The organism is Halomonas faecis, assembly GCF_010993975.1.
In the GTDB taxonomy this organism is placed as follows: Bacteria; Pseudomonadota; Gammaproteobacteria; order Pseudomonadales; family Halomonadaceae; genus Halomonas; species Halomonas faecis.
In genome coordinates this window covers 1-26,051 of sequence record NZ_JAACZO010000017.1, presented here as the reverse complement: position 1 = coordinate 26,051, position 26,051 = coordinate 1, and the positions used below count along the sequence as shown (strand labels likewise).

General features: G+C 62.9%; 20 protein-coding genes, 2 tRNA genes and 1 pseudogene. 5 read left to right on the top strand and 18 right to left on the bottom strand.

Going from position 1 to position 26,051, the window contains the following annotated elements:
• Positions 1-46: 46 nt before the first annotated feature.
• On the bottom strand, positions 47-850 hold the full coding sequence (locus GFD32_RS09680; RefSeq protein ID WP_163576345.1) for a Cof-type HAD-IIB family hydrolase: 804 nt from the start codon (positions 848-850) through the stop codon (positions 47-49).
• Positions 851-1,034: 184 nt separating this feature from the next.
• Here GFD32_RS09680 and GFD32_RS09675 point away from each other — a divergent pair, with 184 nt between their 5' ends.
• Together GFD32_RS09675 and GFD32_RS09670 are read left to right on the top strand one after the other, a co-directional pair.
• Positions 1,035-2,975, top strand: coding sequence for an exoribonuclease II (locus GFD32_RS09675; protein WP_163576354.1), 1,941 nt, complete (start codon positions 1,035-1,037; stop codon positions 2,973-2,975).
• 379 nt (positions 2,976-3,354) lie between these two features.
• The gene (locus GFD32_RS09670; RefSeq protein WP_163576344.1) at positions 3,355-5,613 is read left to right on the top strand and encodes a sensor domain-containing phosphodiesterase; all 2,259 of its coding nucleotides are present in this window, start codon (positions 3,355-3,357) and stop codon (positions 5,611-5,613) included.
• 69 nt (positions 5,614-5,682) lie between these two features.
• On the opposite strand, the gene sucD is transcribed toward GFD32_RS09670, so the two are convergent.
• The 9 genes from sucD to sdhC all read right to left on the bottom strand — a co-directional run bounded on the left by sucD (position 5,683) and on the right by sdhC (position 17,252).
• Complete coding sequence (gene sucD, locus GFD32_RS09665; RefSeq protein ID WP_163576343.1) at positions 5,683-6,555, bottom strand: succinate--CoA ligase subunit alpha; 873 nt, start codon at positions 6,553-6,555, stop codon at positions 5,683-5,685.
• Positions 6,555-7,721 (bottom strand): ADP-forming succinate--CoA ligase subunit beta, encoded by a 1,167-nt coding sequence (gene sucC, locus GFD32_RS09660; RefSeq protein WP_089681967.1) that lies wholly within the window; start codon positions 7,719-7,721, stop codon positions 6,555-6,557. The genes sucD and sucC overlap by 1 nt, the downstream gene beginning before the upstream one ends.
• Positions 7,722-7,859: 138 nt before the next feature.
• A complete protein-coding gene (lpdA, locus tag GFD32_RS09655; protein WP_163576342.1) occupies positions 7,860-9,299 on the bottom strand; it encodes a dihydrolipoyl dehydrogenase in 1,440 nt (479 codons plus the stop codon).
• A gap of 49 nt (positions 9,300-9,348) precedes the next feature.
• Complete coding sequence (odhB, locus tag GFD32_RS09650) at positions 9,349-10,908, bottom strand: 2-oxoglutarate dehydrogenase complex dihydrolipoyllysine-residue succinyltransferase (protein WP_163576341.1); 1,560 nt, start codon at positions 10,906-10,908, stop codon at positions 9,349-9,351.
• Positions 10,909-10,950: 42 nt separating this feature from the next.
• On the bottom strand, positions 10,951-13,782 hold the full coding sequence (locus GFD32_RS09645; RefSeq protein ID WP_163576340.1) for a 2-oxoglutarate dehydrogenase E1 component: 2,832 nt from the start codon (positions 13,780-13,782) through the stop codon (positions 10,951-10,953).
• Positions 13,783-14,037: 255 nt separating this feature from the next.
• Positions 14,038-14,742, bottom strand: a complete 705-nt coding sequence (locus tag GFD32_RS09640; protein ID WP_163576339.1) for a succinate dehydrogenase iron-sulfur subunit — start codon at positions 14,740-14,742, stop codon at positions 14,038-14,040.
• Between the two features lie 15 nt (positions 14,743-14,757).
• Positions 14,758-16,530 (bottom strand): succinate dehydrogenase flavoprotein subunit, encoded by a 1,773-nt coding sequence (gene sdhA, locus GFD32_RS09635; protein ID WP_163576338.1) that lies wholly within the window; start codon positions 16,528-16,530, stop codon positions 14,758-14,760.
• A 3-nt stretch (positions 16,531-16,533) separates the two neighbouring features.
• A complete protein-coding gene (gene sdhD, locus GFD32_RS09630; protein ID WP_089681956.1) occupies positions 16,534-16,881 on the bottom strand; it encodes a succinate dehydrogenase, hydrophobic membrane anchor protein in 348 nt (115 codons plus the stop codon).
• The gene (gene sdhC / locus GFD32_RS09625; protein ID WP_205599083.1) at positions 16,875-17,252 is read right to left on the bottom strand and encodes a succinate dehydrogenase, cytochrome b556 subunit; all 378 of its coding nucleotides are present in this window, start codon (positions 17,250-17,252) and stop codon (positions 16,875-16,877) included. The genes sdhD and sdhC overlap by 7 nt, the downstream gene beginning before the upstream one ends.
• Before the next feature lie 490 nt (positions 17,253-17,742).
• On the opposite strand from sdhC, the gene gltA reads away from it, so the two are divergent.
• Entirely contained in the window at positions 17,743-19,029 is a 1,287-nt protein-coding gene (gene gltA, locus GFD32_RS09620; RefSeq protein ID WP_163576337.1) for a citrate synthase, read from the top strand.
• Positions 19,030-19,137: 108 nt separating this feature from the next.
• Positions 19,138-20,028, top strand: coding sequence for an NAD(P)-dependent oxidoreductase (locus GFD32_RS09615; protein WP_205599082.1), 891 nt, complete (start codon positions 19,138-19,140; stop codon positions 20,026-20,028).
• A 482-nt stretch (positions 20,029-20,510) separates the two neighbouring features.
• Here the strand turns inward: GFD32_RS09615 and GFD32_RS09610 are convergent.
• The 3 genes from GFD32_RS09610 to gltX form a co-directional block, all read right to left on the bottom strand.
• A tRNA-Glu gene (locus GFD32_RS09610) sits at positions 20,511-20,586 on the bottom strand.
• 18 nt (positions 20,587-20,604) lie between these two features.
• Positions 20,605-20,680: transfer RNA gene (locus tag GFD32_RS09605), tRNA-Ala, on the bottom strand.
• Between the two features lie 255 nt (positions 20,681-20,935).
• Positions 20,936-22,414 (bottom strand): glutamate--tRNA ligase, encoded by a 1,479-nt coding sequence (gltX, locus tag GFD32_RS09600; protein ID WP_163576336.1) that lies wholly within the window; start codon positions 22,412-22,414, stop codon positions 20,936-20,938.
• Between the two features lie 275 nt (positions 22,415-22,689).
• On the opposite strand from gltX, the gene GFD32_RS09595 reads away from it, so the two are divergent.
• Positions 22,690-23,286, top strand: coding sequence for a helix-turn-helix domain-containing protein (locus GFD32_RS09595; RefSeq protein ID WP_163576335.1), 597 nt, complete (start codon positions 22,690-22,692; stop codon positions 23,284-23,286).
• A 7-nt stretch (positions 23,287-23,293) separates the two neighbouring features.
• On the opposite strand, the gene GFD32_RS09590 is transcribed toward GFD32_RS09595, so the two are convergent.
• From GFD32_RS09590 to GFD32_RS09570, 5 genes and pseudogenes are all read right to left on the bottom strand, one after another.
• Positions 23,294-23,896: a hypothetical protein gene (locus GFD32_RS09590; RefSeq protein WP_163576334.1), complete on the bottom strand. Its 603-nt coding sequence runs from the start codon at positions 23,894-23,896 to the stop codon at positions 23,294-23,296.
• A 106-nt stretch (positions 23,897-24,002) separates the two neighbouring features.
• Complete coding sequence (locus tag GFD32_RS09585; RefSeq protein WP_240455596.1) at positions 24,003-24,122, bottom strand: helix-turn-helix domain-containing protein; 120 nt, start codon at positions 24,120-24,122, stop codon at positions 24,003-24,005.
• A 182-nt stretch (positions 24,123-24,304) separates the two neighbouring features.
• Positions 24,305-25,165: a hypothetical protein gene (locus GFD32_RS09580; RefSeq protein WP_163576333.1), complete on the bottom strand. Its 861-nt coding sequence runs from the start codon at positions 25,163-25,165 to the stop codon at positions 24,305-24,307.
• A 16-nt stretch (positions 25,166-25,181) separates the two neighbouring features.
• Positions 25,182-25,373: a hypothetical protein gene (locus GFD32_RS09575; protein WP_163576332.1), complete on the bottom strand. Its 192-nt coding sequence runs from the start codon at positions 25,371-25,373 to the stop codon at positions 25,182-25,184.
• 553 nt (positions 25,374-25,926) lie between these two features.
• Positions 25,927-26,051 (bottom strand): annotated as a pseudogene (locus GFD32_RS09570) (IS1595 family transposase); the annotation flags it as partial.

Genomic DNA, 26,051 nt, shown 5'->3' with positions numbered 1-26,051 from the left:
CAGCGGCAAGTCGTTTGCGACCAAGGTGGTAGCGAATCGCCCGGTTTCACACGCCAAAGCGCTCACGCAACCTGGCCGCCACCGCTTGTTCGGCGTGGTGGCCGATGCGCCTTGCCCCGGGCACGCGATCCGTCAGCTCGGGATGGGCATTGGCCATCACATGCGCCTCGCCGGCGAGATGCAGCATTTCGGTATCGTTGAGGTTGTCGCCGAAGGCCAGGCAGCGTTCGCGACCGATCCCCAGCCGCTCGAGCAGCGATGTCAGGGCCGTGCCCTTGTTGGTTCCGCCGGCCATCACCTCCAGGGAATTGGTCATGGAATAGGTGACGTGCAGTGCACCGCCGTGGCGCTCACGGATCTGCGCTTCCAGCTCCGCTACCCGCGACGGCTCGCCGATATAGAGCACCTTGCCCACGCCTACTCCATCGAGCTCGTGAGGGCTGGCGACCCGGTAGCCGAAGCCGGTATGCGCATGCAGGGCCAGCAGTTCCGGGGCCTCGGCGTCGATCAACCAGTCATCGTCGCGGTAGAGATTGAGGCGTACCGTGGCGTGACGCTCAAGGGCAATCAGTTGCCGGGCGATGGCAGGATCGAGATGACGCGCCGCCAGCAGCCGATCATCGGGAGCGTGCAGATACGCCCCGTTAGTGCTGATCAGATGTACCGGCACGCCGAGACGCTCCCGGAAGGCCAGCATGTCGCGAAAATGACGCCCGGAGGCGAAGGCGATATGGTGGCCCTGAGCCGCCAGGGCACGCAGGGTAGCGACGGTTCCGGATGTCAGGTCGTGGCCGGCATCGAGCAGGGTTCCGTCGAGGTCGGAAACGATCAGATGAGGGGTCGGGGTCATGGCGCTCTCCGTTGACTTGGCGCCAAGCTTAACCGATTCAGCCGATACGATCCCGGCCCCCGCTGGAAGCCCTGCCGCGGAAAGCCGGCAACTTATTGATTCCTCGTGCAACGCAGCAAGACGTTTGGCCCCGCGGTGGGGAATCCGTATAGTGGCCCCTGACTCCCGCCAGACGTTCGTGATCATGCTGCAGAACAACTCCCTGCTTGCTCAGCTCAAGCAACAGATCCGCTCCACCACCCCTCGCGTCGAGGGTGTGATCAAGGCTACCGAAAAGGGCTTCGGCTTCCTCGAAACCGACGACGGCAATTCCTATTTCGTGCCGCCCCCCGCCATGAAGCAGGTACTGCACGGTGATCGCGTCGAGGCGGTGCTTCACGAGGAGGGCGACAAGAAAAGCGTCGAGCCCGACACGCTGATCGAGCAGGGGCTCGATCGCTTCATCGCCCGGGTGCAGAAGCGCGAGGGTCGCCTGGCCGTGATGCCCGATCATCCCTCCATCAGGAATTCGCTCAAGGCCCGCATCAAGCGCAGCCTCGACGAGTCCACCATCGGCGACGCCGATTGGGTAGTGGCACGCCTGGTGCGTCACCCGCTCAAGGCCGACGACCGCGGCTTCTTCGCCCAGATCGACGAGCTGGTGGCCAAGGCCGACGACCCGGCGGTGCCGTGGCGCGTGACCCTGGCCCGTCACGCCCTGGAGCAGGAGTGCCCGGACCCCGGCAGCGACTGGCCGCTGCGTGACGAAGGGCTCGAACGCGAGAACCTCACCGACGAGCCCTTCTTCACCATCGACAGCGAGAAGACCCGCGACATGGACGATGCCCTGCGCATCGTTGCTCGGGAGGCCGGCGGCTGGGATCTCACGGTGGCCATCGCCGATCCCACCGCCTACGTCGAAGAGGGCCATGCGGCGGATCTCGAGGCGCGCACCCGCGCCTTCACCGTCTACCTGCCGGGCCAGAACGTCACCATGCTGCCCGAGCCATTGGCCGACGACCTCTGCTCGCTGTGGGAAGGCCAGGAGCGCCCGGTGCTGGCCTGCACGCTCACCGTCCACGCCGACGGCAGCCTGGGCGACTACCGCTTCTTCGCCGCCACGGCGAAGTCCCATGCCAAGTTGGCCTACGACCGCGTCTCCGACTGGCTCGATGGCCAGGGCGACTGGGCTCTGGCCGAGGCGATCGGCAGCCAGCTCCAGGCCCTGCGCGACCTCACCGAAGCACGAGCCGCCTGGCGTGCCGAGCACGCCTTGGTGTTCAAGGACCGCCCCGACTTCGTCTTCGACCTGGACGAGGCCGGCAACGTGCTCGGCATCCGCACCGAAGAGCGGCGCATCGCCAATCGCATGATCGAAGAGTCGATGATCGCCGCCAACGCCTGCTGCGCCGACCTGCTGGCGGAGCACGTGGGCCACGGCATCTTCAATGTGCACCGTGCCTTCGAGCCGGAAAAGGCCGAGGCCGCCCACGAGTTCCTCACTGCCCAGGACATTGCAGTGGGGCCCGAGGCGCTGACCGAACTAGCACGCTACAAGGAGCTCAAGCGCGAACTCGAGGGGCGCGAAGACGCCTGGCTCGACGCCCGCCTGCGTCGCTTCCAGGGCTTCACCAGCATGTCGGCCAAGCCCGGCCCCCACTTCGGCCTGGGGCTGCCCGCCTACGCCACCTGGACCTCGCCGATTCGCAAGTACGGCGACATGGTCAACCATCGCCTGATCAAGCGCGTCCTCAAGGGCGAGCAGGCGCCGGCCGAGGCGAGCCTCGAGCTCACCGAGCAGCTCACCGAACGACGCCGCCTCAACCGCATGGCCGAGCGCGACGTCAAGGATTGGCTCTACGTGCGCTATCTGACCCCCGCCGCCAAGGCTCAGGAGACCTTCGACGCCGAAGTCATCCAGATTAACCGCGGGGGCATGCGCGTGCGCCTCACCGCCAACGGCGCCACCGCCTTCGTGCCCGCCCCGACGCTGCACAGCGACCGTAACAAGGTCGCCATCGATGACAAAGAAGGTCGCATCCAGGTGGAGAGCGAAGAGCGCTACAAGCTGGGCGACCATATCCGCGTAGCGCTGGTCGAGGCTCGGGAAGAAACCCGCTCCCTGGTGGCCCGCCCCGCCGACTGAACTTCCGGCAACGCCAGGCAGCACTAGTGAACGGCGACCTCAGGGTCGCCGTCTCTCGTTGCGGCTGGCGCACGACCAAGCCTGCGCACCCGCCTTCTGATCCCGGGCGCTGAGCGAGCTGAGCTAGGCGGGGTGCATACTCTTCCCGCCCGGCGGATTCCACTGGGCCGAGGCTACCGCTTCCCGCTGGGTCGCCGCCCCAGTCGCGTTGAAGCATGCCGAGAACGATCCGCTAGACTGAGGGCTACCAGTCGACTGAGCGAGGCGTCATGAGGAGCGTACAGACCGTTTGGTCAAACGCTGGCATGGCATGACGACACATCGCTCGGGAGGGGGCTCACCATGATGCCCCCAATCCCGTCAGGGAGCGTAGACGACGATGGGAAAACGTCACCAACGACAATGTCGGGCGGCTGGGAAGCCTTCACTCTCGAGACCCGGGTGGCAGAAGGGCATCCTGGCCTTTGCCACTTGGTGGCTGGCAGCGCTGGCCATTACCGCTTTGCTGCCGGCGATGTCCGCCGACATGCCGATTTCGCCGCTGTGGTTGGCCAATTCGTTGGCTTATGGAACGGTACTGGCCATTGGCCTGAAGCCGGTACCCTATTTCGTCGCGGCGGCCCTGAGCTGGAACCTGGCACGCGGTGATGCGCCTCTGGACATCGTGGTGGGCACGGGCACCTTCCTGCTGCTGATGCTCTTCGTGGCGGGGTTTTCCCGGTGGCTGGAGCGGCACGTCGAGCGCGATCAGGCGCGACGCCTGCTGCGTGTGCCGATCATCGCCCTCCTCAGCGCGAGTCTCTTCACCCTGCTGGGGGTCTGGCAGTTCGCCAGCGGTCTGCCTGAACCGGAACTGGCGATCGGTCTGTGGCTCTCCGAGGCGACTTCGGTGCTGCTCTTCACTCCGCTGGCCCGACAATGGCTGCTCCATGGCATTCGCTCCTGGGTGCCACCTAGCGGAGAGTCACGTCCCATGCGACCGCTGTTGGTCTGGTGCCTGCTGGCCATCCTCGTACTGGTGGCAATAGCGGAAATGCCGGCACTACCCAGGGAGTTATCCGATTGGCTGCTCTACCTCGGCTTGGTGCTGCCCATACTGGCCGTCTATTTGCTACCGGTGGGATTGCCACGGCTGGTGGTTCCATTGTTCGTACTGGCCTGGACGTCGGTGCAACTCGAGATGTTCACCGATGCCACTGGCGTGTTGGACGAACAGGCCATGCTGCAGGGCCAGATGGTGCTGTTCACGGCGGCGCTGATCGGATTCCTCTCCATCGAAGCCGTGCACTCCTACCATCGCGCCAATCAGCGGCTGGAGCAGGCAAGCCGTCGCGATGGTCTTACCGGACTCTACAATGACCTGGGCATGACCCAACGCTTGGCTCACAAGTCGGCCGATGAGCGCTATGCACTCATCGGCATCCAGATACCGGACATCGACGATCTGGCGACTCTCACGGGGCTGGACGAAGTTCACGCCATGGAGCGCGGCATTGCCGACACCCTGCGTGCCACGGTGCCGGTACGACAGGATCTGGGGGCACGACTCCAGCCGGGGCTCTTCGCGCTGCTGGTGCCTGATGGCGAGGCGCATGGGGGGCTCATCGAGTCGCTGCGCCAGGCCTTTCAGCATTCTGAGCGTGGCGGAAGCCTTTCCAGTGCCCGCCAGGGATTGCGCCTGGCACTGATAGAGCGCGTCGAGAACGCCGACGCGCGCCATCTGACGTCGATCCTGCTGATGGCCTGCACACGAGCAGGACAACAGGAGAACGAGCGCTTCTATCATCATCATGGCGCTCCGGATCATCTGATCGAGGCGCATCGGGAGACGCTGCGCTGGGCCGGTCGCCTACGCAATGCCTTGGCGGGAGATGTCCACGATGGCGGATTCGAGTTGTTCGTTCAGCCCATCCTAGATCGCCAACAGCCTGAGCAGGCACGTGCCGAGGTACTCTTGCGCTGGCGGCAACCGAACGGTGAGCTGCTGAGTGCCGGGGCCTTCCTCCCCATAGCCGAGAACTTCGGACTGATGCCGCGCGTGGACGCCTGGGTCGTGTCCAATGCCCTGGCCATGGTCAGCTCGCATCCGGGTGGCGAACGCCTGACGGAACTGGCCATCAACCTTTCCGGTGACTCCTTGGCCAGCGCAGGGCTGGTCGGTGCCCTGAGTCAGTACTTGACGCATTACGGCTGGCCGGCAGAACGTCTGTGCCTGGAGATCACCGAGTCCATGGTGATTCACGACGTTCAGGTCGCACGCGAAAACGTTCGGGCGCTGCACGCTCTGGGCGCTTGTCTGGCCATCGACGACTTCGGCACCGGTCAAGCCAGTTTCGCCTATCTCCAGGACTATCCCGTCCAGGAATTGAAGATCGACGGCCGCTTCATCCAGCACATCGCCACGCCGGGCTTCGATCGCGAAGTGGTCCGTGCCACCTGCGCCATTGCCGCTTACCTGAAGGCGAAAGTGGTTGCCGAGTTCGTCGAAACCCCAGCGCAAGTCGAGGCACTGTCGCAGTTGGGCGTTCACTGTTTGCAAGGCTTCGGCATCGCCCGCCCCATGCCGCTGATGGCGTACCTGGAGGGAGTGCAGGCTGGCCTCACCATGGTGGAAAGCACGGCGCCTTCCGCATCCTGAGGGGTAAGCAGTCCACCAAAAAGGGCACCCGAAGGTGCCCTTGAAGGATAACGCCCGAAGCGGCCAGGCTTACCAGCCGGTGACGGCCTTCAGCGCATCGCCGATCTCGGCGAGGGAACGAACGGTCTTGACGCCCGCGGCTTCCAGGGCAGCGAACTTCTCGTCCGCGGTTCCCTTGCCGCCGGCAATGATGGCGCCGGCGTGGCCCATGCGCTTGCCGGGAGGCGCGGTGACGCCGGCGATGTAGGAAACCACCGGCTTGGAGACGTTCTCCTTGATGAAGGCCGCGGCTTCCTCCTCGGCGGTACCGCCGATTTCACCGATCATCACGATCGCCTCTGTCGCCGGGTCCTTCTCGAACTCGGCGAGGATGTCGATGAAGGTGGAGCCCGGAATCGGGTCGCCGCCGATGCCCACGCAGGTGGACTGGCCGAAGCCGTGATCGGTGGTCTGCTTGACCGCCTCATAGGTCAGGGTGCCGGAACGCGACACGATGCCGACCCGGCCCGCCTTGTGGATGTGGCCGGGCATGATGCCGATCTTGCATTCGTCCGGAGTGATCACACCTGGACAGTTGGGGCCGATCAGGCGCACGCCCAGCTCGTCGCACTTCACTTTGACGTCGAGCATGTCCAGCGTCGGGATGCCCTCGGTGATGCACACGATCAGCTTGATGCCGGCATTGGCGGCCTCGAGGATGGAGTCTTTGCAAAACGGTGCCGGCACGTAGATGACGCTGGCCTCGGCACCGGTCTTGGCGACAGCCTCCTTGACGGTGTTGAACACCGGCAGGCCCAGGTGCTCCTGGCCGCCCTTGCCCGGGGTCACGCCGCCGACCATCTGAGTGCCGTAGGCGAGAGCCTGTTCGGAGTGGAAGGTCCCCTGCCCGCCGGTGAAGCCTTGGCAGATGACCTTGGTGTTCTTGTCGATCAGGATGCTCATTACTTGCCCTCCGCTGCCTTGACGACCTGCTGAGCCGCATCGGTGAGGCTCTTGGCAGCGATGATGTTGAGTCCGCTGGAGGCCAGTTTCTCGGCACCCAGCTCGGCGTTGTTACCCTCGAGACGCACCACCACCGGCACGTTGACGCCGACCTGCTCGACGGCCCCGATGATGCCCTCGGCGATCATGTCACAGCGCACGATACCGCCGAAGATGTTGACCAGCACCGCCTTGACGGAATCGTCGGAGAGGATGAGCTTGAATGCCTCGGCGACACGCTCCTTGGTAGCCCCGCCGCCGACATCGAGGAAGTTGGCCGGCTGCCCGCCGTTGAGCTTGATGATGTCCATGGTGCCCATGGCCAAGCCAGCACCGTTGACCATGCAGCCGATGTTGCCTTCCAGGGCCACGTAGTTGAGTTCCCACTCGGCCGCCTCGGCCTCGCGCGAATCCTCTTGGGAGGGGTCGCGCAGCGCCTGCAGGTCGGGGTGGCGATACAGGGCGTTGCCGTCCAGGTTGACCTTGGCGTCGAGGCAGTGGAGGTTGCCTTCGTCGGTGATCACCAGCGGGTTGATCTCGAGCAGCGCCAGATCCTTCTCGTGGAACAGACGCGACAGGCCCAGGAAGATCTTGGTGAACTGCTTGACCTGCTCGCCCTTGAGGCCCAGGGCAAAGGCCAGTTCGCGCGCCTGGTAGGGCTGGGCGCCCACCAGCGGGTCGATCTCGGCCTTGAGGATCTTCTCGGGGGTTTCCTCGGCGACCTTCTCGATCTCCACGCCGCCCTCGGTGGACGCCATGAACACCACGCGGCGGGTGCCACGATCGACCACGGCACCGAGATAGAGCTCGGAGGCGATGTCGGTGCAGTTCTCGACCAAGATCTTGGCGACCGGCTGACCGTTCTCGTCGGTTTGGAAGGTCACCAGGTTCTTGCCCAGCCACTGCTCGGCGAAGGCCTTGGCCTCCTCGGGACTCTTGATCAGCTTGACGCCGCCCGCCTTGCCGCGACCGCCGGCGTGGACCTGGGCCTTGACGACCCACATGTCGCCGCCGATCTTCTTGCACGCTTCCGCGGCTTCCTCGGGGGTGTCCACGGCGAAACCCTTGGACACCGGCAGACCGTAATCGGCAAACAGCTGCTTGCTCTGATACTCGTGAAGGTTCATCGATTCATGCCATTGGTTGCATGTGACTCGAACGGCGGCCCGGCCGACACCGGTGGGGTGCGGCATTCAGGCCACCACCGACCGCTTCCGATACTTGGCCGGAAGCGATGCGCTACCCGTAGGTGGCGCTTGTTGTGCTTACTTGCGCTTCTTGCGGTTGGCCATGTGAATGGCATGGCCTTCCACCGCCAATGCCGCCTCGTGCACCGCCTCGGACATGGTCGGGTGGGCATAGCAGGTCAGGGCGAGATCCTCGGCGCTGGAGCCGAACTCCAGAGCGATCACGCCTTGGGCGATCATCTCGCCGGCATGCTGGCCCACGATGTGCATGCCCAGCACGCGATCGGTCTCGGCATCGGCAATGATTTTGGCCTGCCCTTCGGTAGCATTGTTGGCCATGGCCCGACCACTGGCGGCAAACGGGAAGGCACCCGTCTTGACCTTGATGCCCTTGGCCTTGGCGTCCTGTTCGGTCATGCCGACCCAGGCCACCTCCGGGAAGGTATAGATGACGTTGGGAATGGCCTCGTAGTTCATCTCGGCCTTATGCCCGGCGATGATGTCCGCCACCATGATGCCTTCCTCGGAGGCCTTGTGGGCCAGCATCGGGCCACGCACGCAGTCGCCGATGGCGTAGACGCCCGGCACGTTGGTGCGACACTGATCGTCGACGTGGATGAAACCGCGTTCGTCCAGATCGACGCTCACGCCCTCACCGATCACGCCCTTGGTATAGGGCTTGCGGCCAACGCAGACGATCAGCTTGTCGAAGGTGACTTCCTGGTCGCCCTTTGCATCGGTGTACTTGACGACCACTTCCTCGCCCTTGACCTCGGAGCCAGTGACCCGAGCGCCCAACTGGATGTCCAGCCCCTGCTTCTTGAGCAGCTTCTGAGTCTCCTTGGCGATGGCACCATCGACCATCGGCAGGAAGTCGTCCATCGCCTCGAGTACGGTAACCTCGCTGCCCAGGCGATTCCACACACTGCCCAGCTCCAGGCCGATGACACCGGCCCCGATCACGCCCAGACGCTTGGGGGTCTCCTGGAACTCCAGGGCGCCGGTGGAGTCGACCACCAGACCTTCCTTCAACGGGGTCGGCGGAATTTCCACCGGCACCGAGCCGGCGGCGACGACGATGTTGTCGGCCTCGAAGGTGCTCGCCTTGCCGTCCTGGTCGGTCACCTCGACCTGCTTGGAGGAAATCACCTTGCCGGTCCCTTCGATGGCGGTCACGCCGTTGGCCTTGAACAACCCCGAGATACCGCCGGTCAGGTTCTTAACGATCTTGTCCTTGCGAGCCATCATCTTCTTGACGTCCATCTCGACGCCGCTCGCCTGGATGCCCAGGTCGTCGAAATCGTGCTTGGCCTCGACGAACTTGTGGGAGGCCTCGAGTAGCGCCTTGGAGGGGATACAGCCCACGTTGAGGCAGGTGCCGCCATGCACGACCTTGCCTTCCTTGCCGATCCATTTCTCGACACAGGCGGCTTTCAGGCCCAACTGGGCGGCACGGATGGCGGCCACGTAGCCCCCGGGACCCGCGCCAATGACGATCACATCGTATTTATCGGCCATGTGGTTTTCCTATTGATCGGTTCGCGTTTTAACGGTGACGTCGGCAGGCTCACACATCCAGCAGCAGGCGCGCCGGATCCTCGAGCAATTCCTTGATGGTGACCAGGAACTGCACCGCGTCCTTGCCGTCGATCATGCGGTGGTCGTAGGAGACCGCCAGGTACATCATCGGCCGGATCTCGACCTTGCCGTTCACCGCCATGGGACGCTCCTGGATCTTGTGCATGCCCAGGATCGCGGTCTGCGGCGGATTGATGATCGGCGTGGACATCAGCGAGCCGAAGATGCCGCCGTTGGTGATGGTGAAGGTCCCTCCCTGCATCTCATCGATGCCGAGCTTGCCGTCGCGGGCCCGCTTGCCAAAGTCGACGATGCCCTTCTCGACGTCGGCGATCTTCATGCTGTCGGTGTCGCGCAGCACCGGGACCACCAGCCCCCGGTCGGTGGAGACGGCGACGCCGATGTCCTGGTAACCGTGGTAGACGATGTCGGTACCGTCGATCGATGCGTTGACGTCGGGGAACCGCTTGAGCGCCTCAGAGGCCGCCTTGACGAAGAAGCCCATGAAACCGAGCTTGACGTCGTGGGCCTTGAGGAAGGTCTCCTTGTACTGGGCACGTAGATCCATCACCGCTCCCATGTCCACCTCGTTGTAGGTGGTGAGCATGGCTGCAGTCTGCTGCGCCTGGACCAGACGCTTGGCGATGGTCTGACGCAGGCGGCTCATCGGCACGCGCTTCTCGGGGCGCTCGCCCTCGACCACCGGTGCCGCTGCGGCAGCCTGCTCGAGGGTGCCGGCGGCCTTGGGCTGCTTGGCGACTTTCTTGGCACTGCCGTCCTTGACGGCCTTCTGGACGTCCTCTTTGAGGATGCGTCCGCCCTTGCCGGTGCCCTCGATCTTGTTGACGTCGAGGTCGTGCTCGGCCACCAGCTTGCGCGCCGCCGGCGCTAGGATCTTGTCGCCGACCGGCTCTTCCGCGGCGCTTTCGTCGGAACCGTCAGCCGGCGCCTCGGGTTCACTGGCCGTATTCTCGCCACCGGCGCCTTCGGCGAACAGCGCCAGCACCGCTTCGGACTCGACCTGGCTGCCCTCTTCGGCCTTGATCTCGGTCAGCGCCCCGTCGGCCGGGGCGACCACCTCGAGCACTACCTTGTCGGTCTCGATCTCGGCCAGCACCTCGTCGCGCTTGACCGCTTCGCCGACCTGCTTGTTCCAGCTGGCCACGGTGCCTTCCTGGATCGACTCGGGGAAGGTCGGGGCCTTGACCTCATGCTGCTTGCCGGAAGCCGGCTTCTGCGCCTGGGCGTCGTCGGGCTTCTTCTCCGCCTTGGCGTCACTCTTCTTGGCTTCCGTACCGCCACCGGCGGCCTTCCCTTCACCGATCTTGCCCAGCACTTGCTCGGAGGCGACGGTATCGCCCTCCTCGACCGTCACCTCGCTGAGGGTGCCGGCTTCGGGTGCCACCACCTCGAGCACCACCTTGTCCGTCTCGATCTCGACGATCAATTCGTCGCGCTCGACACTGTCTCCGGGCTTCTTGTGCCAGGCCGCCACGGTGCCTTCAGCAACGGATTCCGGAAAGGTGGGCGCTTTGATGTCGGTAGCCATGTCGTATCCCTTGTGTGATCTCTCTCGTCGCGATGAAAGGCGTCAAATGGTAAAGGCGTCTTCCACCAGCTGTCGCTGCTGTTCGATGTGCACGGACATGTAGCCGCATGCCGGCGCCGCCGAGGCGGGACGACCGGCAAACTTGAGCTCGCCACCCAGCCCCTGGCTGAGCAGATCGGCCACGGCGCGCATATGGTGTTGGCTGGGGTACCAGGCCCCTTGATTGAGCGGCTCTTCCTGACACCACACCACGGTCTCGATGTTGACGTAATCCTTGAGCGCCTCAAAGAGCTCCTCCTTGGGGAAGGGATAGAGCTGCTCGATACGCACGATCGCGGTGTCGTCGCGCTCGTTCTCCTCGCGCCACGCGGCCAGTTCGTAATACACCTTGCCGGCACATAGCACGACGCGCTTGACCTTCTCGGCGGCCAGATTGCCCTGGTCGGGCACGACCGGCAGAAAGCTGCCGTTGGCCAGGTCATCGAGGCCCGAGACCGCCTCCTTGTGGCGCAGCAGGCTCTTCGGCGACATCACCACCAGCGGCTTGCGCAGCTTGCGAATGACCTGGCGGCGCAGCAGATGGAATATCTGTGCCGGGGTAGTGGGCACGCACACCTGCATGTTGTGCTCGGCGCACATCTGCAGGAAACGCTCGAGACGTGCCGAAGAGTGCTCCGGTCCCTGACCTTCGTAGCCGTGGGGAAGCAGCATGGTCAGGCCACACAGGCGCTCCCATTTGGTCTCGCCGGAAGAGATGAACTGATCGACCACCACCTGGGCACCGTTGAAGAAGTCGCCGAACTGCGCCTCCCAGATCACCAGGTCGTTGGGTGCCGTCGTGGCATAGCCGTACTCGAATCCCAGTACCGCCTCTTCGGAGAGGAAGGAATCGTGGATGGTGAAGCGTGGCTGGCCATCGCTCATGTGCTGCAGCGGCACGTACGTCGTACCGTCCTTCTGGTTGTGCACCACGGCATGGCGGTGGGAGAAGGTGCCGCGCCCCACGTCCTGGCCGGTCAGGCGCACCGGATGCCCCTCATCGAGCAGAGTGGCGTAGGCCAAGGTCTCGGCAAACCCCCAGTTCAGCGCCATGCCGCCAGCCTGCATCTTGCGGCGATCCTCGTAAATCTTGGCGACCTGGCGCTGCACATCGATTCCATCGGGAATCTCGCACATCCTCGCCGCCAGGCGCTGCAGGTGCTTCATGTCGACGGTGGTATCGGCATGTGCGGTCCACTCGTGACCGAGATAGGGTGTCCAGTCGACGAACAGCGAGGTATTGGGCTCCTGAACCAGGGCATTGGCCACGTGGTTGCCGGCCATGAGGTCCTCACGATAGGTCTCGACCATCGTCTTGGCCTCATCCTCGCCGAGCACGTCCTGCTCGACCAGCCGCTGTGCATAGAGGCTGCGTGACGAGGGGCGCTGCTTGATCTTGCGGTACATCATCGGCTGGGTGCCGGAAGGCTCGTCAGCCTCGTTGTGGCCGCGGCGGCGGTAGCATACCAGGTCGATGACGACGTCCTTGTGGAACTGCTGGCGATAGTCGAGCGCCACCTGAGTGGCATGCAGCACCGCGTCCGGATCATCCCCATTCACGTGGAAGATCGGCGCCTGCACCATCTTGGCAATGTCGGTGCAGTACTCGGTGGAGCGCGTGTCCTGAGGGTGCGAGGTGGTGAAACCGACCTGGTTGTTGATGACGATGTGCACCGTACCGCCGGTCTTGTAGGCGCGGGTCTGGGACATCTGGAAGGTCTCCATGACCACGCCCTGGCCGGCGAAGGCCGCATCGCCGTGCACGTTGATCGGCAACACCTTGTCGCCGGCGGCATCGTCGCGACGATCCTGACGAGCGCGTACCGAGCCTTCCACCACCGGCGCGACAATTTCCAGGTGCGAGGGGTTGAAGGCCAAGGCCAGGTGCACCTCGCCACCCGGCGTCATGACGTTGGAGCTGAAGCCCTGGTGATACTTCACGTCACCGGAGCCGCGCTCCACGACCCTCTTGCCATCGAATTCGTCGATCAGGTCGGAAGGGTTCTTGCCAAGAATATTGACCAGAAAGTTGAGACGGCCACGGTGAGCCATGCCGATGACCACTTCCTTGGTGCCATAGCCGCCGGCGCGCTGGATCAGTTCGTCCATCATGGGAATGAACGACTCACCCCCCTCCAGGCCGAAGCGTTTGGTGCCCGGATACTTGGAGGCCAGGTAGTTCTCCAGCCCCTCGGCAGCGGTGAGCCGCTCCAGCAGGTGCTTGCGAACCTCGTCGCTGAATTTGGGCGCCGAACGCACCGACTCGAAACGCTGCTGCAGCCAGCGCTTCTCCTCGGTGTCGACGATGTGCATGATCTCGCAGCCGATGGAGCGACAGTAGGTCTGCTCCAGGGCATCGACGATCTCGCGCAGCGAAGCCTTGTCCATGCCCAGGAAGAACGAGCCGGTCTGAAACTCGGTGTCCAGGTCGTCCTTGGTGAGCTGATGGAAGGAAAGGTCGAGATCGGGAATGGGGGTCTGGCTGCGCAGGCCGAGGGGATCGATATTGGCCTTCTGGTGACCCCGAAAACGATAGGCGTTGATCAGCTGCAGCACCTTGACCTGCTTGCGATTCTCTCCGCTGCCAGCGGCCGGTGCCGCCGTCGTGCGGCGGGCCCGCGCCAACTGATGAAACTGGTCGCGGACGGGGCTCAGCGGAACGTCCTGAGAAGCGCTGCCGTCGGGATTGGGCAGTTGATCGAAATAGGTTCGCCACTCGTCGGGGACGGAACCGGGATCGGCGAGGTATTGCTCGTAGAGCGCCTCCACATAGTGAACGTTGCTGCCGCTCACGTGGGAGCTACTCCACATCAACTCCATTATGCCTTGTTGCATCTCTCGGTCACCCTGCACTGATGGGGTGTAGTCGGCGCCGTCACGGCCCAGCCGCGGCGGCCTGGGTGGTGCCCTGCCGGAGGGGCGTCTTCATCGCCGGCGTCTCGGGCCATGAGGGGCCGAAACCGTGAATGTTGCATGGTCAAGAGCCGGTACCCAAGGCACCGGCTCTCGTCTTGCTGTTCGCAGGCCGGCCGCGACGGGATGTCGCGGCCGGAAAACCGACTGCCATGATAGCAAGCCGGGCGCCACGATTTAAGTGGCATCGGCGAGCAGCATCTCGCGGATCTTGCCGATCGCGCGAGTGGGGTTGAGCCCCTTGGGGCACACCGCCACGCAGTTCATGATCCCGCGGCAGCGGAACACGCTGAACGGGTCCTCGAGATCCGACAAACGCTCGCGAGTTGCCGTATCCCGGGAATCGGCCAGGAAACGATAGGCCTGCAGCAGTCCCGCCGGGCCGACGAACTTGTCGGGATTCCACCAGAACGACGGGCAGGCGGTCGAACAGCAGGCGCACAGGATGCACTCGTAGAGACCGTCGAGCTTGTCGCGATCCTCCGGCGCCTGCAGGCGCTCGATGGCCGGTGCCGGGTCATCGTTCTGGAGGTAGGGCTGAATGCGCTCGTACTGCTTGTAGAACAGCGCCATGTCGACGACCAGGTCACGCACCACCGGCAGCCCGGGCAGCGGGCGCAAGGTCAGCTTGTTGTCCTTGACCACCTCGGAGAGCGAGGTGATGCAGGCCAGGCCGTTCTTGCCGTTCATGTTCATGCCGTCGGAACCGCATACGCCTTCGCGGCAACTGCGACGGTAGGCCAGCGTGGTGTCTTCGGCCTTGAGCATTTCCAGGACATTGAGAACCATGAGGTCACGGCCCTGGGTGTCCAGTTGATACTCCTGCATGTAGGGCGCGGAGTCGGTTTCCGGGTTGTAGCGGTAAATGGATACCTGAAGCATCTCGTGACTCCCCCTTTAGTAAGTACGGATTTTCGGCTCGAAGGTGTCGACGGTCTTCGGTTTGAAGTTGACGTCGCGCTTGCCGACCCGCTTCTCGGCCGGGAAGTACATGGAGTGCTTCAGCCAGTTGGTGTCATCGCGATCCGGATAGTCATAGCGGGAGTGCGCGCCACGGCTCTCCTTGCGCTCCAACGCTGCAATGGCAGTGGCCTCGGCCACCTCCATCAGGTTGTCGAGCTCCAGCGCCTCGACTCGGGCCGTGTTGAAGGCCCCAGACTTGTCGGCCAGGTGGGCACGCGAGATACGCTCACGCAGGTCGGCCAGCTGCTTGACCCCTTCCTGCATGTGCTCCTCCTGACGGAAGACACCAAAGCTGGTCTGCATGATGCTCTGCAATTCGGTCTTGAGATCGGCCACGGACTCGCCGTCACTCGACTCATCCCAGCGGGTGATGCGTTTCATCGCCGAATCCACGTCGGACTCGGTGGCGTCGAGATAGTCGACACCCTCGTTGAGCGCGCTCTCGATGAACATGCCCGCAGCGCGACCGAACACCACCAGGTCGAGCAGCGAATTGCCACCCAGGCGATTGGCACCGTGCACCGATACGCAGGCCGCCTCACCGCAGGCGAACAGGCCATTGATGACCTTGTCCTTGCCCTTGGCATCCTGCATGATCGCCTGGCCATGAACGTTGGTGGGCACCCCACCCATCATGTAGTGACAGGTCGGCACCACCGGAATCGGCGCTTCGGCCGGGTCGACGTGAGCGAAGATCTTGGATAGCTCGCTGATGCCCGGCAGGCGCTTGCCCAACACTTCCTCGCCCAGATGGTCGAGCTTGAGGAAGACGTGATCGCCGTTTTCGCCACAGCCGCGGCCTTCGAGGATTTCCATGACCATGGAGCGCGCTACCACATCGCGTCCGGCGAGGTCCTTGGCATTGGGGGCATAGCGCTCCATGAAGCGCTCGCCATCCTTGTTGACCAGGTAACCGCCCTCACCGCGGCAGCCCTCGGTGACCAGCACGCCGGCGCCGTAGATGCCAGTGGGGTGGAACTGCCACATTTCCATGTCCTGCATCGGAAAGCCGGCACGCAGCGCCATGCCGATGCCGTCACCGGTATTGATCAGGGCATTGGTGGTCGAGGCATAGATGCGCCCTGCCCCACCGGTGGCGAGCACCGTGGCCTTGGACTTGACGTGCACCACTTCGCCAGTCTCGATGCACATGGCGATGCAGCCGACCACATCGCCATTGGCATTCTTGACCAGGTCGACGGCGAACCATTCGTTGAGGAAGGTGGTGTTGTTCTTCAGATTGTTCTGGTACAGCGTGTGCAGCAGCGCATGGCCGGTACGGTCGGCCGCCGCGCAGGTACGTGCTGCCTGGCCACCCTTGCCGAAATCCTTGGACTGACCGCCGAACGGACGCTGGTAGATGCGGCCATTGTCGAAGCGCGAGAATGGCAGCCCCATGTGCTCGAGCTCGAACACCGCCTTGGGGCCCTCGGAGCACATGTATTCCGCTGCATCCTGGTCGGTGATGTAGTCGCCGCCCTTGACGGTGTCGTACATATGCCAGCGCCAGTCGTCGTTGGGGTCGGCAGAGGCGATGGCACAGGTGATGCCGCCCTGGGCGGAGACGGTATGAGAGCGGGTCGGGAAGACCTTGGAGAGCACGGCGGTCTTCTTGCCGGACTTGGCCAGCTCCAGCGCCGCTCGCAGGCCGGAGCCCCCGCCGCCGATGATGATGGCGTCGAATGTCAGACTACGCATATTGGACATCTATCAGGCCCCCCACAGCACTTGGATACCCCAGACCAGGAACACGAAAATGGCCAGGATGATGACGATCTGGGCGACGACGCGCACGCCGGTCGACTTGAGATAATCCGTGGTTACGGTCCACAACCCTACCCAGGCGTGGGCCGCAATGGAGATCAATGCCAGCAGCGTGAAAATACGCATCCAGGTCTGAGCGAAGAGGCCGCTCCAGGTTGCGTAGTCGAGCCCTGGGTTGAAGAGCAGATAGAGAACGATGAACAGTGTGTAGAGGGCCAGAACCAGCGCCGAGACGCGCTGGATGAGCCAGTCGGACAGGCCGCTGCGCCCCAGATTGGTGATGTTGGTTACCATACCCAGACTCCTGCCAGAATGATGAGAACGGCACTCACCACCACAGTGATCTGAGCCTTCTTGACGCCCCCTTCGAGGGTCACGCCAATGTCAGCGTCCATCAGCAGGTGCTTGATGCCGGCCACGAGATGAAAGGCCAGTGCCGACAGCAGACCCCAGGCGATCAGCTTGGCCAGGACGTTGTTGGCCAGTGCATCGCTCACGGCGGCAAAGCCGGCAGGCGAGGATAGCGATTTATCGAAGGCCCAGAAGGCGAAGATGAGACCGATGAAGAGAATGACGCCGGTGATGCGATGGGCGATCGACGTCAAGGCGGGAAGTGGGAACTGTATCGTGGTGAGGTCTAGGTTGACGGGTCGTTTGCTATTCACGGCTCTATACACACTCTCTTGGCTCGCTTCGGTTGCGGCCTCCGGCTGGCTGACCGGGGTGAAGCAAGCGGTGGTTTGAGGTAGGGGGCTCGCCGCTGCCGTGACGGGCATGACAACGAGTACCTGCCAGTCGCGCGGTGTGGATTATAGGGACATGAACTCCCAGTGACAAATGAACGACCGGCGAACTCGACCATGGTTCAAGCCCGTCATCAGGCCGCTATCCCTCCCACCGCCCGATGCTGACACCCAAGCTGGCTAGACTCCGTCCACCATGATGCAGAGCACCATTTATTGTACATGAAACTATACTTCGAACCGTGACATGTACAGCTGTGAGGCCACGATGGGCTAATTGACAATCCCGGGAACGCTTCTATAGTGGGCGAACCTTTTTTGCGGGCCGCGCTGTTGACGACCCGACCAGTCGGAAACACCGTTTGCGAAATAACGAGTTAACGATTTCATTCGATGACGAGAGGAGGCCAGCATGGCTGACAGGAAAGCGACACTGACGGTAGACGGGCTGGAGAAGGCGATCGAGCTGCCGGTCTACTCAGGCACTCTGGGGCCTGACGTTGTGGACGTGCGCGGACTCGGCGCCGAAGGCCTGTTCACCTATGACCCCGGCTTCATGGCCACCTCCTCTTGCCAGTCCGCCATCACCTACATCGACGGCGGCCAAGGGGTGCTGCTGCATCGCGGCTATCCCATCGGCCAGCTCGCCAAGGAGTCCAACTTCGTCGAACTCTGCTATCTGCTGCTGTTCGGAGAACTCCCCGATGATGCCCAGTATGCCGACTTCGAGTGGCGGATCAGCAACCACACCATGGTCCACGACCAGATCAACAATTTCTTCAAGGGGTTTCGTCGCGACGCGCACCCGATGTCGATCCTGTGCGGCGTGGTCGGCGGCCTGGCGGCCTTCTATCACGACCACATGGACATCACCAAGGAAAGGGACCGCGAAATCAGCGCCATCCGCCTGATTGCCAAGATGCCGACCATCGCGGCGATGTCCTACAAGTACAACATCGGCCAACCGTTCAACTACCCGCGCAACGACCTGAGCTATGCAGAGAACTTCCTCTACATGATGTTCAGCAACCCGTGCGAGGAGTACAGGATCAACCCGGTCTACGCCAAGGCCATGGATCGTATCTTCATGCTCCACGCCGACCACGAGCAGAACGCCTCGACCTCCACGGTGCGCCTCGCGGGCTCCACCGGCGCCAACCCCTTCGCCTGCATCAGCGCCGGCATCGCCGCCCTGTGGGGCCCGGCCCACGGCGGCGCCAATGAGGCGGTGCTGAAGATGCTCGACGAGATCGGCGACGAGTCCGAAGAGAACATCCAACGCTTCGTCGACCGCGCCAAGGACAAGGATGACCCCTTCAAGCTGATGGGCTTCGGTCACCGCGTCTACCGCAACTTCGATCCGCGCGCCAAGGTCATGAAGGAGACCTGCGACGAGGTGCTGGCCGAGCTGGGCATGGCCGACGACCCGCAGCTCAAGATCGCCAAGCGCCTGGAACAGATCGCCCTTGAAGACGAATACTTCATCGAGCGTAAGCTCTACCCCAACGTCGACTTCTATTCCGGCATCATTCTCAAGGCCATGGGCATTCCCACCAACATGTTCACGGTGATCTTCGCCGTGTCACGCACCATCGGCTGGATCTCCCATTGGCACGAGATGCTCAGCGACAGCTACAAGATCGGGCGCCCGCGCCAGCTCTATACGGGCCATGCCCAGCGCGACTATCCTGCCAAGTAAGCCGGCAGGCAGGCGGCCACGCCGCTACGCAAGCAGAAAGCCGCCTCCGGGCGGCTTTCTGCGTCTGACTTCATGACCGTGCATGGACAACAACCAAGGAGCCGCACGATGAGCCAAGACATATCCACCGTTGCCTTCATTGGGCTGGGCGTCATGGGCTACCCCATGGCTGGCCACCTGGCCAGGGCCGGTCTCGATGTCCGCGTCTACAACCGCACCGCCGCCAAGGCCGAAGCCTGGGTGGACGAATACGGTGGCAGCCACCACCCCACCCCCCGCGAAGCCGCCACAGGCGCCGAGCTGGTGCTGGTATGCGTAGGCAACGACGACGACGTGCGCCAGGTCACCACCGGCGAGCACGGCGCTCTGTCCGGCATGGCCACAGGCAGCCTGCTGGTGGACCACACCACTGCCTCGGCCGACCTGGCCGAAGAGCTCGATGCCGCCTGTCGCAAGCAAGGCACCGGTTTCATCGATGCCCCGGTCTCCGGCGGCCAGCAAGGCGCCGAGAATGGCGCGCTCACCATCATGTGCGGCGGCAGCGAAACCGACTTCGCCAGCGCGGAGCCGGTGCTTTCCCACTACGGCCGAGCCGTCACCTTGATGGGCACTGCCGGTAGCGGCCAGCTCACCAAGATGGTCAATCAGATCTGCATTGCCGGCCTGGTACAGGGACTCGCCGAAGGGTTGCATTTCGCCGAACAAGCGGGCCTCGACCAGCAGCGTGTCGTCGACGTGATCTCCCAGGGAGCCGCCGGCTCCTGGCAAATGGAGAATCGCCACAAGACGATGATCGCCGACCAGTACGAACATGGCTTCGCAGTGAACTGGATGCGCAAGGACCTGGGAATATGCCTCGAACAGGCACGCCGCCTCCAGGCACGCTTGCCGGTCACCGCCTTGGTGGACCAGTTCTATGGTGATGTCCAAGTCATGGGCGGCGGACGCTGGGATACCTCCTCGCTGTTACGACGACTGCGCACGCTGGGCGCTCGCTGAACCGTGCCTCAGGGCGTCGCTGCAACGGCGGCGCCCCCTCCGCTTCGGTGACGGAAGCCCTGCCTTGCGTACTTGACAACGCTCCTCAGCCGCGACAAAAAATCCCGTCCTCCACGGCTCGGAGCGTTTTCCACACATTCTGTGGATAACCCTGTTCACAACCACTCGAAAAGGTCGCAGAAGCGCCATGGGAAGCGGGCTTCCCTTAGATTGATTATTTTTTAATCAAGTATAACTAGTTGAATATAAAGGGTTTTTGTCAAAACCCCGGCAGCACGGTAAGTTACGTCCAGCCAGCCGCCGGCGGCAACGTAAAGAGGGGGTACGTGGACAAGTCAAGCTCGAAGCACCACGAAAACGGCGCTTCAATGCCAATTTCACGCAAGGAAGTGACAATCCGGTGGCGCAGACAGGCAGTCAATGAAGAGACGCCGTCAGACGCACGGTGAGTGCGGGCAGAAGAGCCAGCGTCGTCATTGAAGTGGCGTCCCATAGGGGGTTCGAACCCCTGTTACCGCCGTGAAAGGGCGGTGTCCTAGACCACTAGACGAATGGGACGCATCAATCGCAAGAGAATGGTGGAGCCTAGCGGGATCGAACCGCTGACCTCGACACTGCCAGTGTCGCGCTCTCCCAGCTGAGCTAAGGCCCCAAGCTCGCGAAGACGGTGCGTAGGTTACTGATTCGCCCCGCCTTCGTCAAGCCGAAAATCAGCTTCGGGCTTCGGGCTTCGGGCTTCGGGCTTCGGGCTTCGGGCTTCGGGCTTCGGGCTTCGGGCTTCGGGCTTCGGGCTTCGGGCTTCGGGCTTCGGGCTTCGGGCTTCGGGCTTCGGGCTTCGGCAGCGTAATGCACCGGCGCTGCCATCTTGCAACTTCCTGCTCGTAGCCCATGACCCGTAGCCCGCAGCTTACAGCCCCCGGAATTCCTTCTCGAAGCGCTTGGCCTGCTTCTTGGAGACGCCGCCGAGTACCTCGATGGCGTGCCGCAGACGCGCACGGGTCATGTCGGAGCCGAGAATGGCCATGGCGTCCATCACCGAAGTGCTGGACGGCGAACCGGTAATGGCGATGAAAACCGGCGCCAGAAACTCCTTCATCTTGAGTTCGAAGTGGGCGGATAGCGTCTTGACCTCGGCCAGCAGGGTCTCCTTGTTCCATGCCGGCACGGCCTCGAAACGCCACACCAGAAACTGCAGCAGCTTGACCAGGTCCTCGCGCCCCAGTTTGACGCCGTCGAAATCGCGCTCCTCGATGGCCGGCAGGCCGGAGAAGAAATGCCCGGCAAGCGGTGCCACCTCGGAGAGCGTCTCCACCCGCGTACGCACCTGTGGCAGGATCTGCGACACATACTCCTCGTTGAAGGCCCAGGCCATCAGCGCCTTGAGAAAGGCGGCATCGTCGAGGTCTTCGCGAATGTACAGGCCATTGAGCCAGGTGAGTTTCTCGAGATCGAACACCGGGCCGCCCAGCGACACCCGCTGGATATCGAAGTGAGCCATCATCTCGTCGAGACTGAACTTCTCGCGCTCGTCGGGCATCGACCAGCCCATGCGCCCCAGATAGTTGGTCACCGCCTGGGGCAGATAACCCATGCGCCGATAGTAGTTGATGGAAGTCGGGTTCTTGCGCTTGGAGAGCTTCGACTTGTCGGGATTTCGCAGCAACGGCATGTGGCACAGCACCGGCATCTCCCACCCGAAATAGTCATAGAGCAGCTGATGCTTGGGCGCCGAGTTGATCCACTCCTCGCCACGCAGCACATGGGTGATGCCCATCAGGTGATCGTCGACCACGTTGGCCAGATGGTAGGTAGGCATGCCATCGGACTTGAGCAGCACCTGGGCGTCCACCTGGGCCCAGTCGACCTCGATGGGGCCGCGCAGCATGTCGTCGATCACGCAGGCTCCGCTAGCGGGTACCTTCATGCGCACGACATGGGGCCAGCCCTCGCGCTCGCGTCGCGTCTGCTCCTCATCGGGCAGAGCAAGATCGGATGGCTTGAGAGCCAGGTGCATGCCTGCCGCCTTGCGCGCCTCACGCAACTCATCCAGCTCCTCGGCGGTACGGTAGCAGCGAAAGGCATGTCCGGCATCGATCAGTTGGCGGGCATACTCACCATAGATATCGCCGCGCTCGCTCTGACGATAGGGTCCGTGGGGACCGCCCACGTCAGGCCCTTCATCCCACTCCAGACCCAGCCAGCGCAGCGAGTCCAGGATCATCTGCTCGGATTCTGTGGTGGAGCGCACCCGATCGGTATCCTCGATGCGCAGAATGAACTGGCCACCGTGCTGGCGAGCGAAACAGAGGTTGAACAGGGCGATATAGGCGGTCCCAACATGGGGGTCGCCGGTGGGAGACGGCGCGATGCGAGTGCGTACGGTCATGTCGTCCTTGGTCCAATCGGTGGTATGAACCCCTGAAACCAGGGTAGTAGGCGCATTATACGCACCTGGCCGGCAACCGGCAGCCGCCATGGGGAATCATCCTCGACATCCGGAGTCCATGCTAAGCGGTCGAAGGCTTATCGAATGATGACGAAGTGACCGGGTAATGCCCGTGCAGAATGGTTGTCTCAACGTTGAGGCGTCAAATTTGCACAACGCAACGTGATCACCGACGATCACTTCTCCCTATTACCACTTGCCGGCAGGAAGATGAGATGGATGCACTTGGCCCACGTATCAAGCAGTTACGGCAGCGTGCCAACCTCAATAAGGCCGCCCTGGCACGTAAGGTCGGAGTATCCGACGTCACGATCTCTTACTGGGAATCCGGTGCCATCAAACAGATCGGTCACGAGCGACTGGTCGCGCTGGCAGAAGCCCTGCAATGTCCTCTCAGCCAACTGCTGGAAGGCGATGACAACGGCCGTACCACTCCACTCTACTTGCACGGCAAGCAGCCCGTTCCCTGGCTGAATCCTACCGCCAACCGCATCACCTTTCCCGGAGAACTGATCGCCAGCGGCGACTGGCAGAGTGACTGCTACCTGATAACCCCGGCTCCCGGCGAACACTTCGACTTTCTGGCCCCAGGGGATCTCGCCGCCGTCCGACCGACCGACACCTTCGACCAAGCCGGACGCTACCTCATCGAGGATAACGAAGGGCTGACCATCGCCCATCTGGAACGCAACGGCCAGGGTGAACTACAGCGCCGCGGCGAGGCCTCCAGCGGTACCGAATCACTGCCCATGGGCGCTGCACAACGAGTGGTGGGTAAACTGCTGGCTCGCTGGTGCCCTGAACGGCCCTGAACCTGCCTCACTCGACTTCCAGCACTTCCACCTGATCGGTGGCACGCCGGGGCTCACTGCCGACTAGGTAGCGACGCGAATAGCTGACGATCTGCCCCAGCCCATGGCGCGAGGTCGTCACTAACGGGCCGCTGAGGTGCTCCCCTTGCTCGCCAATCCTTGCACGCACCTCCTCGGGTTGCACGCTCGCCTCGGACAGCATCACGCGTACGATATAGCCGCCATCGGGCAGACCACTACCCGACCCATACGGCCCGGCAACGAAGCCTCCTTCCTGGACGGTGGTGAGCGAGCGCCAGCGCATGCCACTAGCCTCGCGCTCTACCACGACTTGAAGCTGAGCTCCCTCGGGTAAATTGCTCTCGCCTTCCACCATCAGTCGCCGGTCACTGCGCAACGTGGCCATGACCTCGATGCGAACCGGTTCGGTAAAGGGTTCTACTGCCGGCTGCTCATCGTCCGACGTGCTCGCCGCTCGACCGGTATCGGCCTCAGGCTGGGCTACGCCACCCACACGCTCCCCCTCGGCCGCCGACTCTTCCTCTCCGCCGCTGCAGCCTGCCAGCCATAGCAGCGATGCTAGGACGCCTGCCAACGCCATTGCCTTCATGCCGACCCTCCGGCCCAAGTGGTAAACGTCAAGGCTAACACCCTACTCCACGACAGACACTCAACTCACTCGAACCGTGCACGACTGACTGCAGGGCTGACGCCGGTCACGTCAGGTCGCTCCGCTCCACGCCCAACACGTCGGCGATGCGCTTCAACACGCTCAGGAAACCGGCCTTGCCGGCCTCGATCTCCGACAGATAGCCCTGACTGATGCCCGCCCTCAATGGGCCCTGGCATGAACCTGCTACAGCGAACCGGGCCGCCTCGCCCACACCCCGGATTACCGTCTACGCAAGATCGACGCCACTGCATGGTGATCACCTAGGTCGGCCACGAGCCCAGCGACAGCGCGCTGACGAGCTCGCTGCGGATGGAGGTGCATTCGGTAAGCCGAGAATGAACCAGCCTAGCGGAGAAGTGCCGAGCTCTCTTTCTCACGCTGGCGGTGTTCCTGATGCCGAATGAGGGCCTCCACACGGCCAACCAGCCAGTTCTGCCAGCCTGGCAGACCATGTTCCAGGAGCGCTTGCGGCCAGAAGGGCGTTCGCGGCACTGCGGAGAGATAGGGGTCTATCAATTCAGGATGCCGGGCCAACACCTTGCGAGCCCAGTTCTGTTTCGCAATCCACTGATAGACCAGGCTGGCATGCTTGAGAGCAATACGCCGCAAGCCCGGCTCGAACATGGCTTCCTGGGCCAGATTTTCGAGATGCTCGCTGACGATCCGGCACAGAACTTTCGTGCGGCGCAACTCCCGCTGAACGGCCACCGGGCCCATCGGCCGCTTGTGCAGGTTGGCAATCCTCGTCCAGAGCAACATTTCCGGTACCACGACGCGCAAGCACACGGTTTGACCATTTTCGAAGGAGAGCTCGATCATCTCTGACCAAGTGATGAGCTGATGCGCAGTGGCACCATAGACATCGCCCATCACATCGACGATCAGGTGCGCTCCATCTGGACTCCAGCCCGGCCGCTCTAGATCGATTACGGCGATGTTGGGCGTGTGATCGTCGATGCCGGCAAACCGGGGCTTTCCACCCCATGCCCTCGCCAGCAGTCGCACGTTTTCCTGAGTCTCAGAAACGATGTCCAGGTCGGATGAAGTCAGAGCAGCTAGGTCGACCTCGCTCAGGCTGCCTTCCAGAAAATAGTAGCTCCAAAACGAAATCGCCTGGCCCCCAATGAGGACCAGGCGTTCCTGTGCTTCTCGAGGTAGCTCGGCGAACAGGCGAAGTAGGGGATCGGTATCGAAAGGCTCCGGCATTACCTACGGTGCGCGCTCACTCGCTGCCCTGTTGCAAGGCGCGACGCACGACCCGAGCACGCTGCCGAACGCCAGCGAAGTGAGAAGCACGAGCGATGGCTGCACGCGACACCAGCATCTCGTCGTATTCTTTGGCACGGTTCTGCTCTTTTTCCTGCTGACGCAGCACGAAATAGCCCGCCCGATCAGCACTGAGGTAAGAGACCATGATTTTCTCCAAAAAATCAGACAATTAAAGTTATCGCCGGATCCGCATGCCTAACTGGATAAGGTCGCTAAGCGACCTTATCCAGTTAGGCATGCAGAGTCAAATCACTTCTTCACGCCTCTCAATATTACGCGATATCACGCCATCCAGCAATGCGAACCCCGCTTGCGGAAACAGCAACATCACCACGCATACCGCCTCGCCTGACTGACAACCACACCCCGCAGATCCGACTGCCGGGCCCAGATCGACTCCCGCGGCCCGGCAGTGGGCATCAACCGGATGCGCCCACCAATCCGATGCCCCTTGAACAACCGCTGCTCGCCCTCAATCACCGGGCCGCTCACGCCAGCCTCTTCCCCCACGCCCACCAGGTAGCAGCTCGGCGCGAACTGCGAAAGATCATACCCGCCCAGCGCCGGAGGCGTCATGCCCGCCACCAACGGACCCAGTTAGCGCACTCGCATTCATCCCTCCTGCTCTCTCATCCTGGCACAGTTCCCATCTGTGTTTCCTTGTGGCCGGGTTTGCCACAAATACTGTATAAGTGAGGCTATGTTGGTATCTGTTGTTGGTCTGCGCCTATCGCTGCGCGAAACCACGCCTCCTCTGCTGGCTTCGCGGTTTCAAACAGCCGCCGCCATGCCAGGTAATTGGGTAAGTACGCGGTCCCCACCC